The 14940-nt window shown below is 43.6% G+C and carries 12 protein-coding genes; 5 read left to right on the top strand and 7 right to left on the bottom strand.

Annotated elements, in window-relative coordinates:
• Positions 1–229: 229 nt before the first annotated feature.
• From SporoP33_RS09340 to dnaA, 7 genes are all read right to left on the bottom strand, one after another.
• A complete protein-coding gene (locus SporoP33_RS09340) occupies positions 230–1351 on the bottom strand; it encodes an HD-GYP domain-containing protein (RefSeq protein ID WP_155961329.1) in 1122 nt (373 codons plus the stop codon).
• A 128-nt stretch (positions 1352–1479) separates the two neighbouring features.
• On the bottom strand, positions 1480–4005 hold the full coding sequence (gyrA, locus tag SporoP33_RS09335) for a DNA gyrase subunit A (protein ID WP_081243461.1): 2526 nt from the start codon (positions 4003–4005) through the stop codon (positions 1480–1482).
• A gap of 69 nt (positions 4006–4074) precedes the next feature.
• Complete coding sequence (gyrB, locus tag SporoP33_RS09330) at positions 4075–5997, bottom strand: DNA topoisomerase (ATP-hydrolyzing) subunit B (RefSeq protein WP_081243460.1); 1923 nt, start codon at positions 5995–5997, stop codon at positions 4075–4077.
• Between the two features lie 48 nt (positions 5998–6045).
• On the bottom strand, positions 6046–7164 hold the full coding sequence (gene recF, locus SporoP33_RS09325; RefSeq protein ID WP_081243459.1) for a DNA replication/repair protein RecF: 1119 nt from the start codon (positions 7162–7164) through the stop codon (positions 6046–6048).
• Positions 7154–7393 (bottom strand): S4 domain-containing protein YaaA, encoded by a 240-nt coding sequence (yaaA, locus tag SporoP33_RS09320; RefSeq protein WP_081243458.1) that lies wholly within the window; start codon positions 7391–7393, stop codon positions 7154–7156. Before yaaA ends, recF begins: the two co-directional genes overlap by 11 nt.
• Positions 7394–7513: 120 nt before the next feature.
• Positions 7514–8650 carry a DNA polymerase III subunit beta gene (dnaN, locus tag SporoP33_RS09315; protein WP_081243457.1) on the bottom strand — a complete coding sequence of 379 codons (1137 nt, stop codon included), beginning with the start codon at positions 8648–8650 and terminating at the stop codon, positions 7514–7516.
• 171 nt (positions 8651–8821) lie between these two features.
• Positions 8822–10171 carry a chromosomal replication initiator protein DnaA gene (gene dnaA / locus SporoP33_RS09310; protein WP_081243456.1) on the bottom strand — a complete coding sequence of 450 codons (1350 nt, stop codon included), beginning with the start codon at positions 10169–10171 and terminating at the stop codon, positions 8822–8824.
• A 505-nt stretch (positions 10172–10676) separates the two neighbouring features.
• Here dnaA and rpmH point away from each other — a divergent pair.
• From rpmH to mnmE, 5 genes are all read left to right on the top strand, one after another.
• Positions 10677–10811: a 50S ribosomal protein L34 gene (gene rpmH, locus SporoP33_RS09305; protein ID WP_081243455.1), complete on the top strand. Its 135-nt coding sequence runs from the start codon at positions 10677–10679 to the stop codon at positions 10809–10811.
• Positions 10812–10931: 120 nt separating this feature from the next.
• Positions 10932–11270 carry a ribonuclease P protein component gene (gene rnpA / locus SporoP33_RS09300; protein ID WP_081243454.1) on the top strand — a complete coding sequence of 113 codons (339 nt, stop codon included), beginning with the start codon at positions 10932–10934 and terminating at the stop codon, positions 11268–11270.
• 95 nt (positions 11271–11365) lie between these two features.
• Positions 11366–12142 (top strand): membrane protein insertase YidC, encoded by a 777-nt coding sequence (yidC, locus tag SporoP33_RS09295; protein WP_196796760.1) that lies wholly within the window; start codon positions 11366–11368, stop codon positions 12140–12142.
• Positions 12139–12960, top strand: coding sequence for an RNA-binding cell elongation regulator Jag/EloR (jag, locus tag SporoP33_RS09290; protein WP_081243453.1), 822 nt, complete (start codon positions 12139–12141; stop codon positions 12958–12960). The genes yidC and jag overlap by 4 nt, the downstream gene beginning before the upstream one ends.
• 581 nt (positions 12961–13541) lie before the next feature.
• A complete protein-coding gene (gene mnmE, locus SporoP33_RS09285) occupies positions 13542–14927 on the top strand; it encodes a tRNA uridine-5-carboxymethylaminomethyl(34) synthesis GTPase MnmE (RefSeq protein WP_081243452.1) in 1386 nt (461 codons plus the stop codon).
• Positions 14928–14940 lie beyond the last annotated feature (13 nt).

The raw sequence follows: 14940 nt of genomic DNA, 5'->3' as shown, positions 1-14940 counted from the left end.
GAAAATGTTTTTCATCAGTAGTTTGATGTTTTGGCAACTGCTCAATGCGACGCTTATAAATATAACACCGTTGCTATAGTAATGCAAGTCATTTTATCATTTTATTTTAAAAATCTTTAAAACCCTGAACGTACAACAACAGGGAGGCATAAAGTCAAAAGCAATTCATGCATTGCTTCTTCATGTCCTCCTGAATTAACTTGCTTTCAATTGACGTAATAATTACCAGTCAAAAGATCTTTACAATTGTAATCTTCCTATTGGACGACAGATCTATATGAGCACCGCTGTCGAGTACTTTAACGATTGGCCGCAATGGGAAATCCCGGTGCAAGTAGATAACTTCTGCAATTTCATCAGTGGTCAGCTTAACTTTTGTTCCAATAGATAACTTATGAATGAGTTCATGAAGAACTTCAATTACCTTCATATCGAATTTGCCGAATTCTTCTTCTCTCATTAACTCAATTACTTTGAATGAACTTTCTTTCTGTCGGTACGGTCTTTCCGATGTCATCGCATGATATACATCCGCCACTGAAAGTATTTGTGAGATTTCCGTAATATCTTGTCCCTTTAATCCTCTTGGGTAGCCGCTGCCGTCAAAACGCTCATGGTGCTGAAGTATTGCCACTTTCATTTCCTGTCGTACTAATGAAGAGTCCTGCACCATTTGAAAGCTGTGGATGACATGTTTCTTCACTTCATTCAATTCTTCACTTGTCAGAAATGCAACTTTATCAATGATCTTCTCGTTTAATTTTGCCATTCCGCTGTCCGCCAGCACGCCGGCTATGCCAATTTGAAGAACCTGTCCTCTTGGATACCCCATGGATTCACTGATCAGTGCGGCTAATATCCCCACACTAATTGAATGGTGAGCCCGATATCCTTGCATCGTGGAGAACTCATTCAGTCTTCTGATATATTCTTTATTCTCGAGAAACGCCTGAATTACAGGCAAAGCAATAGTGCGCACTGCTGCAACATCCAGTTTCTTGCCGGATTTATAACTGTTAAATTCTTTTTTATAAGCTTCTACTGATTCATCATACAAAGCTTCTAATGATCTGGATTTCGGAGGAGCACTTTGATTCATCAGTTTTTCTACTTCCGGTGTTAATTTCACTTCTGCTATTGGTTCTGCAGGTTCTTGCTCTGTTTTGCCAAGTGCCTTAGATTCAACTAATACTCTAGTAATACCGAATAAATGAAGAACCTCGAAATGTTCCAGCATCAATTTCGTTCCTTTTGCCATGATCGGGTTTTTGGTATTGGCGTACAGGTCTTCTTTCAAGAAACTGCCCGGCCTCAATTCACTTACCTCTTTGTAAACATCCAATGTCTTCACCTAATTCCTTTTCTCTATATCTATTATCATATATTATTCTCAAATATATGGATAGATACCTAAACGAAATTCCTTATTAAATTAAAAAAAGTTATTGAAGCAGCTTTTCGCTGCTTCAATAACTCGTCTTACTCTTCTGTATCCGGTTCTTCTATCTCATGCTCTGTTTCTGTGTCTTCGTGTATTTCTGCCAGGTCTTCTGCATCCTCTTCGTCCAAGTCGTCTTCATCCTTCTCCACTTTAGCAACCGTTGCCACCAGTTCGTCATCTGACAAACGGATAAGCCGTACGCCTTGCGTAGATCGGCCAAATATTGAAATATCGCTAATTGACATCCGGATGAGGATACCGTGAATAGTGATCAGCATGAGGTCCTCTTCCCCGTTGACACATTTCATTGCAACAATTTCACCGTTACGGTCGGTCATGTGCATAGTTTTCAGACCATAGCCGCCGCGTGACTGGGATCGGTATTCACTTTCCGGTGTGCGTTTTCCGTAACCTTTTTCGGTTACTACAAGAATATCATCATCTGCATCTATAATATCCATGCCGACAACTTCATCCTCAGAACGCAAACGGATACCACGCACACCTGCAGCCGTTCTGCCGAGCGGACGTATGCTTTCTTCATCGAAGCGAATGAGCATTCCGTGCTTTGTACAGATGGCAATGTCTGCAGTACCGTCAGTTGATTTCACTGAGATCAGTTCATCCTCATCACGCAATCCTAACGCAATCAGACCATTTGCACGAATATTGGCATAGCCCATAATCGATGTTCGCTTAATCACGCCATGTTTTGTTGCAAAGAACAGATAATGATCTTCACTGAATTCACTGATTGGGATCATTGCCGTTACTTTTTCATCCTTTTGGAAGTCAATCAGATTAATAATCGGCAATCCTTTGGCAGTACGGCTGTATTCAGGAATTTCATAACCCTTTTTACGGAATACACGCCCTTTGCTCGTAAACAGCAAAATCGTGTCATGTGTAGAGGTATTCAATAAATGCTCCACAAAGTCATCTTCATTAGTTCCCATGCCTTGGATTCCGCGGCCGCCGCGCTTTTGGCTGCGATATGTGTTCGACGGCAGACGCTTAATATATCCTTGATGAGTCAATGTTACGATGGAGTTTTCCACCGGTATCAAATCTTCATCTTCCAGCATTTCTGATCCGCCAAGCATTATTTCTGTTCGGCGTTCATCAGCAAAACGTTCTTTAATTTCAATTAGTTCTTCGCGAATGATTTCAATTACTTTCAGCTCATCCGCCAAAATAGCACGCAGTTCAGCAATAAGCGTCAGCAATTCCTGGTATTCGGATTCAATCTTGTCCCGTTCCAGTCCAGTCAGACGCTGCAGGCGCATATCAAGAATAGCCTGCGACTGACGGTCAGACAATTCGAATGTTTTCATCAGGTTTTCTTTTGCTTCTGCAGTCGTTTTAGATGCACGGATCAGCGCAATGATGCGGTCAATGTGATCCAATGCTATACGAAGCCCTTCGAGGATATGTGCACGGTCTTCTGCTTTATTCAGCTCAAACTGTGTACGCCGGCGAATGACGACTTTCTGATGCTCCAGATAGTGATAAAGAATTTCCTTCAAAGAAAGTACTTTCGGCTGCTTGTCTACCAGTGCCAGCATATTAATCCCAAAACTGGTCTGCAATGCAGTCTGTTTGTACAGGTTATTCAGTAACACGTTGGCGTTGGCATCACGGCGCACTTCAATGACAATACGCATTCCCGTGCGATCCGATTCATCCGCCAAGTGAGTAATGCCGTCAATCTTTTTGTCGCGGACAAGCTCCGCAATCTTCTCGATTAACTTTGCCTTGTTCACCTGGAAAGGTATTTCAGTCACGATAATTGTTTCGCGGCCGTTTGACGCTGTTTCTATTTCTGCTTTGCCGCGGATGATAAGAGAACCGCGGCCAGTTTCATAGGCACGGCGAATTCCGCTGCGTCCAAGAATTATTCCTCCGGTTGGAAAATCAGGTCCCGGAATGATCTCCATCAGCTCTTCAGTCGTGATTGCACTGTTCTCAGCCAAAGCCAGAACAGCGTCGATGGTTTCACCGAGGTGATGGGGAGGAATATTTGTTGCCATCCCTACCGCAATTCCCGAAGTGCCGTTTACCAGCAGGTTCGGGTAACGGCCGGGCAGGACAACAGGCTCTTTTTCCTGCTCATCGTAGTTTGCCTGGAAGTCGATAGTGTTTTTGTTGATATCACGCAATAATTCCATGGCAATACGTGACATTTTTGATTCCGTATAACGCATCGCAGCGGCTCCGTCGCCATCAACCGATCCAAAGTTTCCATGTCCGTCAACCAGCATGTAACGATAACTGAAATCCTGCGCCATACGTACCATCGTGTCATAAACTGCACTGTCACCATGCGGGTGGTACTTACCGATAACGTCCCCTACAATACGTGCGGACTTTTTATGCGGTTTTTCCGCAGTGATGCCCAAATCATGCATAGCATACAAAATACGGCGATGTACGGGTTTCAAACCATCCCGTACATCTGGAAGTGCACGGGAAACGATAACACTCATCGCGTAGTTCAGAAACGAGGTTTTCATTTCTGTATTAATATTTATTTCCTGCACTCCGCCTCGTGGCAAATCTGCCATGTTGTCAAGCTCCTTTCACCACTTACATCAATACGTTCAATTTTTGTCGATATAGCTATCCGTAATCGATCAAGTATCGATATTCTGTACGTAAACTGCATTATCTTCAATGAACTTTCTGCGTGGCTCTACTTCGTCACCCATTAATTCTTCAAACGTCGCATCTGCTTCCAGCGCATCTTCCAATCGAACCTGGAGGAATGTACGCCGTTCCGGATCCATCGTTGTTTCCCAAAGCTGCTCAGGATTCATCTCACCAAGACCCTTATAGCGTGTAATATCCGGTTTTGGTGAAGCCGGCATGCTGCTCAGAATTTCCTGCAGCGTTTCTTCATCGTAGCAATACTCTTCTCTTTTTCCTGCACGCACACGATAAAGCGGAGGCTGGGCAATATATACATAGCCTGCCTCGATTAACGGGCGCATGAAACGGAAGAAGAATGTTAATAATAACGTACGGATATGGGCACCATCCACGTCAGCATCCGTCATAATGACGAGTTTGTGATATCGTGCCTTCTCCAGATTGAATTCAGATCCAATGCCTGTGCCAAGCGCCGTAATAATCATACGAATTTCCGCGTTGCCGAGAATACGGTCCAAACGGGCTTTTTCCACGTTCAAGATTTTCCCCCGTAACGGCAGAATCGCCTGGAAGTGACGGTCACGTCCATTTTTTGCAGACCCTCCGGCTGAGTCACCTTCAACGATATACAATTCACTGATTGCCGGATCCCTTGAAGAACAATCCGACAGTTTACCGGGCAGACTTGATACTTCAAGCGCTGATTTGCGGCGTGTCAGCTCCCGGGCATTTTTAGCTGCCATGCGCGCTCTTGCAGCCATTGTGCTTTTATCTACAACTTTACGCGCAACTACAGGGTTTTCAATTAAGAAACGCTGCAATGCTTCTGAGAATAAAGAATTGGTTATGGTGCTGACTTCAGAGTTGCCCAGTTTTGTTTTCGTCTGACCTTCAAACTGAGGATTTGGGTGCTTGATGGAGACAATGGCCGTAAGCCCTTCACGCACATCGTCTCCTGACAGATTACCGTCTGCCTCTTTCAATAAACCATTTTTACGTGCATAGTCGTTAATCACACGCGTCAATGCTGTTTTAAAGCCCGACTCGTGTGTTCCGCCTTCGTACGTATGAATATTATTGGCAAATGACAAAAGGTTTTCTGCGTAGCCGCTGTTATACTGCATCGCAACTTCAACAGTAATATTATCCCGTTCACCTTCAATATAAATCGGATCCTCAAAGATCGGTTCTTTATTTTCATTCAGATGCTGGACATATGATTTAATACCGCCTTCATAATGAAACACCTCGGATACAAGTTCTTCACCGCGCTCGTCGGTAATGGTAATGCGCAAGCCCCTGTTCAGGTAAGCAAGCTCACGCAAACGTGTAGCCAGGGTACTGTATTCATATACGGTTGTTTCTGTAAAGATTTCCGCATCTGCCTTAAAACGGGTCGTTGTGCCGGTTTCATCAGACTCCCCGATCACTTCAAGCTCTTTTGAAACGGGTCCCCTAGAAAATTCAATTGCATATAGCTTATTATCACGTTTTACATAGACTTCTGTCTTCTCTGACAATGCGTTTACGACGGAGGAGCCTACGCCATGCAGACCGCCCGATACCTTATATCCGCCGCCGCCGAACTTACCGCCTGCGTGGAGCACTGTCATAATGACTTCAACGGCCGGTCTGCCCGTTGACTCCTGAGTCCCAACTGGAATTCCCCGGCCATTGTCAGATACACGAATCCAGTTGTCTTTTTCTATCGTTACTTCGATATGGTCGCAATAACCTGCCAGTGCCTCGTCGATACTGTTATCTACAATTTCCCACACCAGATGATGAAGCCCTTTTGCACTTGTCGTTCCGATATACATACCGGGACGTTTACGGACAGCTTCAAGACCTTCCAACACTTGTATCTGATTTGCATCATAAGCTGTCTGCATATCCTTCTCTTCCATTGCCAAGGTGTTCACCTTTCCTTTCCAAACCTATCAAACCGTCACAATCTATTCCTTGCGTGAAACAGATCCGTCGTGCACCTCAAAAATGGCAGCCTCCCGGATCGTATTATGGTCAATTCCTGCAATATTGGTTGTCGTAACAAACGTTTGGACTTGTCCCTGCATTGTGCTTAACAAATGTGACTGCCGGTAATCATCTAATTCCGACAGCACATCGTCCAGCAATAAAATTGGCGTCTCGCCAACTTCCTGCTTAACGAGCTCAATCTCCGCCAGTTTCAAAGAAAGAGCGGTGGTCCGTTGCTGCCCCTGCGATCCAAATGTCTGAATATCGTACCCATTGACAAAAAACTGCAAATCATCACGGTGCGGCCCCAGCAGCGTGATCCCCCGTTCCAATTCGCGTCTTCGAACACTTTTTAGCTGATCAGCAAAGATTCCCTCCATCTCTTCAACAGTCTGTCCCGAATGAAGATCTTTTAAAGTCCCGTACGTCACTTCCAATGTTTCGAGACCGCGTGAAATTCCCTGATGGATCGGATTTGCCCACTTTTGAAGTAATTCCATGAAATAAAAACGCTTGCGAATAATTTGGACCGCCACTTGAATATACTGTTCTGTGTAAATATCGAACATAACATCCTGGAGATCCAATTTCCCCCGATTTTCTTTTAATAACGCGTTGCGCTGCTTCAGCACTTTCTGAAAATTGACCAGGTCATGCAAATAGACCCTCGAGATCTGTCCTATTTCCATATCTAAAAAACGTCTGCGCAGTTGCGGGCTGCCTTTTACGATGTGTAAATCTTCAGGCGCAAACATCACCACATTCATCTGGCCGACATACATGCTTAAACGGTTTTGTTCCAAATGGTTGACTCTGGCTTTCTTTCCCTTTTTGGAAATCGTCAACTCTAACGGCATATGTCCAAATTTTCGTTGGACGTCCCCTTCTATTTTACCATACTCTTGTTCCCAGCGTATGAGTTCACGATCATTAGATGTGCGGTGGGATTTTGCCATGGCCAATACGTAGATCGCCTCCATGACATTGGTTTTCCCTTGCGCATTTTCACCGATAAATACATTCATCGCGGGAGAGAATTCTAATTCCAGAGAATTGTAATTTCGATAGTCCGTTAATTTGAGCCGGTCAATATGCATCCGACTGTCCAGATTCTTCCGCCGACAGTTTAAATTTTCCTGCACCCGGGATATTTACCACATCACCGTCATATAATTTCTTACCTCGGCGTTGTTCAGGAGCTCCGTTCAAGTAGACAACATTTTCTTCTAAAAACCATTTAGCCATACCGCCTGAACTAATCACATTTGTCATTTTCAATAATTGACCCAGCGTAATATATTCTGTATTGAACTGTACCGTTTCCATTTTTACTCAGTCCCTCATAAAAGTATTCTGTCCCTTTAGTTTACCTAACTTCTTGCAATAAGTAAAAAGGTAGCCAACAAGTTGACTACCCTATTACACGATATTTTCTTCAGCTGCAGCTTAAAACGTCCGGACAGGCAAAATTAATTGTAAAATTGCCTCACTGTCAATGGATTTTAAAATGAATGGGCGCATGCTGCCGGTGAAGTGAATTTTCAGGTCCTGGCCGTCAATTGCCTTTAGGGCATCCATCATATACTTTGCACTGAATGAAATTTTTAGAGGTTCACCTTCGATGTTCACAGCTTCCACTAATTCTTCTACATTCCCGACATCCGGCGAATTTGAAGAGATTTGCACATGTGGACTGCCGTCTGTTGAAAAATGCACAATATTATTTCGGTCTTCACGTGCCAGCAAAGATGCACGATCGATCGCCTGCAATAAATTTTTGCCGTTAATTGTGATAGACGTTTTGTATTCGCTTGGAATCAGACGTGATGTGTCCGGATAATTGCCTTCGAGCAGTCTGGAATAGAACAGGACATTATGCAATTTAAACAAAACCTGTTGATTTGCAATAAAAATCTCAACTGCTGTCGAATCATCAGGGAGAATTTTGCTGAGTTCCTGAAGACTTTTCCCTGGAATGACCGCATTGAACGGCGTGCTTGCCTGAATTTCAGGTGTAACAATCCGTCGTGCTAATCTGTGGCTGTCAGTTGCAATGCAGTACAGTTCCTCTTCTTTCATGACCCACTGGACCCCTGTCAGTACAGGGCGAGTTTCTTGCTGGGATACGGCAAATACTGTTTCCCGGATAATTGATTTCATCAAGTCAGCAGGCATCTCAAAGCGCTCTGCATCTTTTACATCCGGCAATATAGGATATTCGTCAGCACTTTGGGCAATGATATGGAATTCAGACTGTCCTGAACGAATATGAGTTTTCATTCCATCACGCAATTCAATCATTACTTCGTTTGTCGGTAGTTTACGGATAATCTCGTTAAAAACTTTTGCCTGCAATACTAATGTCCCCGGCTGAATGATTTGGATTACTTGATTTCCGTCTTCCTCTACTGGAATAAACGTTGAAATGGTAATATCTGAATCACTTCCGGTCATCGTCAATCCCTTTTCAGTAATATCTAGTTTAATTCCAGTCAAAATAGGAGTAGTCACTTTAGAACTTATCGCTTTGATGACATCGTTCAATCCGTCCAATAATCTATCACGCATAATTTCAAACTGCATAACAATACCTCGCTTATATAATAATAATTAAGTAATTAAATATAGTAGTAATAGTAGTAGGGGCTGTGGATATGTGGAAAAGCCCTTTGACCGTATGAGAATCATAGTTTTCCACATGTGCATAACAAGTGGACGACCCTGCACTCCCTGTCCACAGTTGTCCACAGTCGATCAGGCGCGCCCTAAAACTTTTTTAATATCCTGGACATCCTGCTGCAGAGATTTATCTGTATCCAGCTGCGTCGAGATTTTTTCGTGTGCGTGAATGACAGTCGAATGATCCCGGCCCCCGAATTCTGAACCTATCTTTGGCAGTGATGAATCTGTCAGTTCCCTCGACAAGTACATGGCAATCTGCCGCGGAAATGCTATTGCACGTGTACGTTTCTTCGCTACAAAGTCCTCCAGCCGGACATTATAATGTTCTCCCACCGCTTTTTGAATATCCAATATAGAGATGATCCGCGGACGGGAGTTTGGAATAATGTCTTTCAGCGCCTCAGCAGCCAAATCTGTCGTGACGTCTGCATTTACCAGTGAAGAATAAGCAACCACACGGATCAATGCCCCTTCGAGCTCTCTTATATTTGAATCAATTTGATTGGCAATATAGAGCATGACGTCGTTGGAGATATCAACGAGACCATCTGCCTTTGCTTTTTTACGCAAGATAGCGATTCTTGTTTCCAAGTCCGGCGGTGCAATATCTGTAATCAGACCCCACTCAAAACGGGAACGCAGCCGATCCTCAAGTGTCGGAATCTCTTTTGGCGGACGGTCACTGGAAATAATAATTTGCTTTGATTCTTCATGCAGCGTATTGAATGTATGGAAGAACTCCTCTTGCGTTTGTTCTTTTCCAGCCAGGAATTGAATATCATCAATTAAGAGTACATCTACACTGCGGTACTGATCCCTGAAATCTCCGGCTTTATTATCACGGATCGAGTTAATGAATTCATTTGTGAATTTCTCGGATGATAAATAAACGACTTTCGATGAAGGGTTCTGTTCCAGTACATAATGGCCAATTGCATGCATTAAGTGTGTCTTTCCGAGTCCAACCCCTCCATAGATAAACAGCGGGTTATAGGCTTTCGCCGGTGCTTCTGCCACTGCAAGCGATGCTGCGTGCGCAAAGCGGTTACCTGACCCGATCACGAATGTATCAAATGTATATTTTGGGTTCAGCATCCCCGCTGAATTAGGCATTGGGGCCTTTTCGACCGGCTTTGGCTGTGATTTTGGCAGTTTAATATCATTCTCTGCCATATCTTGCGGGACAATAAACTCGACGATTCGATCCTCACCGGTCAGTTCGGATAAAATCCCCGTAATTAAATGAACATAATGTGTTTCCAGCCAATCTTTGGCGAATGAGTTAGGAACGGAAATAGTTGCGTTTTCCTCTTCAAACGTCAGCAGTTTAGTCGACTTCAGCCACGTTTCAAAACTGGGCTTTGAGACCCGAGCTTCGATATTCTTCAATACCTGCTCCCACAAACTCGATAAATTTTCCAATCGTGTGCCTCCTTTACGATAAGATTATAAAAAGCCCGGAATCCGCTTATGCACAGTATCCAGGGCTGTGGATAAAAATTATCGAAACATGTTGAAAAAACTATCCACACTGTATTCACATATGTGGATAAGATTTTAGATATATATTTTATGCACAATAAAAGCTTTTTAATTGTAACAGGGAAACTGAATAATGACAAGGAGTTCAATGATTTATTCACAATACCGGTAACTGTGCATAAAGTGGTTATCCACAGGGCTGAATATGTGAAAAACTTGTCGACAAATGCCGGATTAAAAAATCCACAATTTTAATCTGCCAACAATTCATCCAGAGACGAGCCTGCCGGGGTTGTGGATAAGTGGCAGGGCCGAAAGAAAGCACTTGCGCAGGATCGCAAGTGAATGAATAGAAAAGCATTGACATTCTTTTACTGGATGGCTATACTATTCAAGACTGTCACAGTAGGAAAAGAGACAATCAAAGCAGGAGGTGTCTTACGAAATGAAACGTACATTCCAACCAAATAAACGTAAACGCAGTAAAGTCCACGGATTCCGTCAGAGAATGAGTACAAAAAACGGCCGTAGAATTTTAGCAGCTCGTCGTCGCAAAGGAAGAAAAGTTCTTTCAGCATAAGGCCACTGACTTATCAGTGGTCTTTTTTTTAGCTAATTGGACTATTCTCAGTAAATGCCGGGTCTCTTCCATTAGATGATCAGCAGGCCGCGGCGGAAGAAAATTAAAGCAGGTGCTATTATGAAAAAAAGCCAGCGAATTAAAAAAAATAAAGAATTTCAAACGGTTTTTAAAAAAGGAAAGTCCTTTGCCAACCGACAGTTCATTGTCTATACCTATAAGAAAGAAGACCAGGAAGAGTTTCGGATCGGATTATCTGTCAGCAAAAAAGTCGGTAATGCCGTTACACGCAACCGGATCAAACGCTATATCCGCCAATCATTCCTGGAAATGAAAGATGAGGTCAAACCTGATCTGGATTATGTTATTATCGCAAGGAATCAAGCCGCCACGCTCGATTTCCATACGACCAAGAAAAATCTGCGGCATGTTCTGAAAATCGCAAAAGTATTTAAGTAAAAATGAATTATCAGTAAGATGTAGAACGGCGAAAGCCGGCATGTTACACTGAAAAAAAGTTTAAAAAACGAGTTTGCGACTGTTTGGGGGAAAAAATGTTGAAAAAGAAATTAGTGTTCCTTTCACTGCTTGTTGTGGTCGCTGTCTTTATGGCAGGCTGCTCGGAATTCAATAAGCCGATTACAGCAGAAAGCACAGGAATTTGGAACGAGTACATCGTCTGGCCGCTTGTCACATTAATTATGAAGTTCAAGTCATGGCTCGGTACATACGGACTGGCAATTATCGTTGTTACGGCTATTATCCGTACCGCATTGCTTCCATTGATTGTTCAGCAGACGAAAAGTTCGAAGCGTATGCAGGAAATTCAGCCACAGCTTAAAGCGTTAAAAGAGAAATATAAATCCAAAGACGCTGTAACGCAGAAAAAGTATCAGGAAGAAATGCAGCAGATTATGATTAACGAAAAGATCAATCCGGTTGCGGGATGTTTGCCTGTCCTCATCCAAATGCCAATATTTATTGGCTTCTACCACGCAATCAGCAGAATGAATGCCACGCCTACAATTGAATTAGGCAGCTTCCTTGGGGTTGCACTCGGTTCACCGAGTATTCTGTTTGCCGTTATTGCCGGCCTGTTCCAATTGACAGTTCTTCGTACAGGACCTGCCATGGATAACCCGCAAATGAAGACGATGATGTATATCATGCCGTTTATGATCATGGTATTTGGTTCATTCTTGCCGGCAGCACTTGCTTTATACTGGATTGTCGGAAATATCATTTCACTCATCCAAAATATTTTTATCTACAAGCCGTTTGATAAGCCAAAAAGCGCTGAAGTAGTTAAATCAGGAGGGAAAAAGAAATGAAGCAACTTACACAAAGGGCTGCAACCGTTGAGCTAGCGATCGAATCAGCTTTACAGGACCTGGGTGTAACAAGAGATGAAGTTGAAATAAGTGTGCTGGAAAATGGACGAAAAGGATTTCTTGGTTTTGGGGCAAAACAAGCTGAAGTGCTGGTAAACGTCATAGAACAGCCTGCAGCGGCAGAGGCTGTTGTACCTTCAGCAGCTGAGAAGGCGTCCGTACCTGAAGAAGATGATGAAATGCCTTCACTGGCCGCTGAAGTAATTGAAAGTGTTCAACAGCCTGAGAAGGAAGCTGAGCAATCTGAGACTGTTCCAGTAGATCAGGCAGCTGCAGAACTGCCTGAAGCTAAAGCTTATAATGAAAAAGATGCAATCGAAGAAACAAAACATTATATTGCGGAGATGGCTAAAGAAATGGGCATTGAAGACTTAGTCATCACGCATGAAAGCAAAGGAAAGTATATTAACTTCCAGCTGGAAAGTGAGAAAGCCGCCTTTTTGATAGGCAAAAGAGGGCAGACACTAAATGCTATTCAGCAATTAGCCCAGCTTGTTGCCAATAAAGTCACCCGTCAATTCAAAATTGTCCGAATTGATGTTGCGGATTATCGTGAACGACGTGAGCAGTCACTTGAGCAGCTTGCAGAACGCATGGCAGACCGGGCAGTCCGTACGAAACGCCAGGTGGCACTTGAACCGATGCCTTCCTACGAAAGAAAAGTCATTCATAATGCACTTTCGCTAAGACTGGACATCGAGACATACTCAGAAGGAAAAGACCCGTACCGGCATATTGTTATTAAAGGAATTGAATAAAACTAACCCCGCGGATAAGCTTGATTCCGCGGGGTTTTTTATATGTTTTACAGGTAAGTGCGTATAACCGGAATGATCTTCGTAAATTCTGTCACTGTTGGGTTTCGAGGTTGAACACCCGCTTCTGCTGCAGTTCATCGTTGTCGCCGCTTTAGATCATGTCCTGTCATATATGAATGACAGTTACACTTATTTATATTCAAATTAGGGACTGTACCAGTTAAAGAAAATTGGGCCGAAAACCGGAATGAACCTAGCTTACTTTCTGAAACATACATCCTCTCCTGTGCCCCGCGCCAGTCCATCCATTTCTGTCGCAATTCTAAGAGATTCTTCTAATTCCATGTTATTTTTTCAGTAAATTAAAATGCCTCTGAAGCTTGATTCGGCAGGGTTTTTTGTCGACTGATAGCACATCATAACGTACCTTGGCGGATAGCTCAAAAATCCTGAATTTATCCACATTTTTTCAATTCACATGCTAGGAGAATTGGGCGGTTTATGATAATATAGGTTGTTAGAAAGTAGTGTTCGCAAAAAGATATACACATGTGGACAACAAAACCAGGAAGGTGAATAATTTGTACGTAGATACGATAGCCGCCATTTCTACTCCGATGGGAGAAGGGGCGATTGCGATTGTCCGTCTCAGCGGCGAAGATGCCTGGAAAATTGCAGACCGTATATTCCAGTCTCCTGCGGCAAAGCCGCTTTGCGGACAACCGTCTCATACAATCCACTATGGTCACTTGCATGACCCAGTAACGGAGGAGTTAGTGGAAGAAGTCATGGTGTCGATAATGAAGGCACCGAAAACCTTTACACGGGAAGATATTGTGGAGATCAACTGTCACGGGGGAATCACCTCCGTAAACCGGGTGCTTCAGCTCGTATTATCGGAAGGGGCAAGATTAGCGGAACCCGGCGAGTTTACCAAACGGGCATTTCTGAATGGCCGGATTGATTTGTCTCAAGCTGAAGCCGTCATGGATTTAATCAGAGCAAAAACAGATAAAGCTATGAATGTCGCACTCAACCAAATGGAGGGGAAACTGTCTCATCTGATCGGGGAACTGCGGCAGGCGCTTCTTGAAACACTTGCTCAAGTCGAAGTGAATATAGACTATCCGGAATACGATGACGTGGAAGAAGTGACGATTCCGCTCATGGTTGAAAAAGGCGAATGGGTACGCGATGAAATCGATGAGTTACTGCGTACGTCATTGCAGGGGAAAATTTTGCGCGAAGGGCTGTCTACTGTAATTGTCGGCCGTCCGAACGTCGGTAAATCCTCGCTGCTGAACAGCCTCGTGCAGGAAAATAAGGCAATCGTCACGGATGTTGCGGGTACGACCCGTGATATTATAGAGGAGTACGTAAATGTAAGAGGAGTGCCTTTACGTCTTGTCGATACAGCCGGAATTCGTGAAACGGAAGATATAGTGGAGCGGATCGGCGTGGAACGTTCACGAAAAGTGCTGAAAGAAGCAGATTTAATCCTTCTGATGGTCAATAGTTCTGAACCGCTGACGGACGAAGACGAGCGCTTGTTTGAAGCCGTTGCAGGCATGGACATGCTGGTTATCGCCAATAAAACAGATCTGCCTGCCCAGATTGATCTGGAGCGTGTATATGAATTGGCGGGACGCGATCGGGTGATTACTACTTCAATTCTGCAGGAAAAAGGCATCACAGAGCTCGAAGAAGCAATTGCATCCCTGTTCTTTGAAGGATCACTGGAATCCAATGATCCGACATATGTATCCAACGCGCGTCATATTGCTTTGCTGAAACAGGCACGCAATACAATTGATGATGCTGTACAAGCTGCTCAGGCAGGGGTGCCGGTTGATATGATTCAAATAGATATTACGCGTACATGGGAAATTCTCGGTGAAATCATCGGGGATACCGTTCAAGATAGTTTAATTACAGAGTTGTTCTCAAAGTTCTGCCTCGGAAAATAATGATTTTATCAAT

The organism is Sporosarcina sp. P33, assembly GCF_002077155.1.
Classification (GTDB): domain Bacteria; phylum Bacillota; class Bacilli; order Bacillales_A; family Planococcaceae; genus Sporosarcina.
This window is presented reverse-complemented; position numbering and strand designations above follow the sequence as displayed.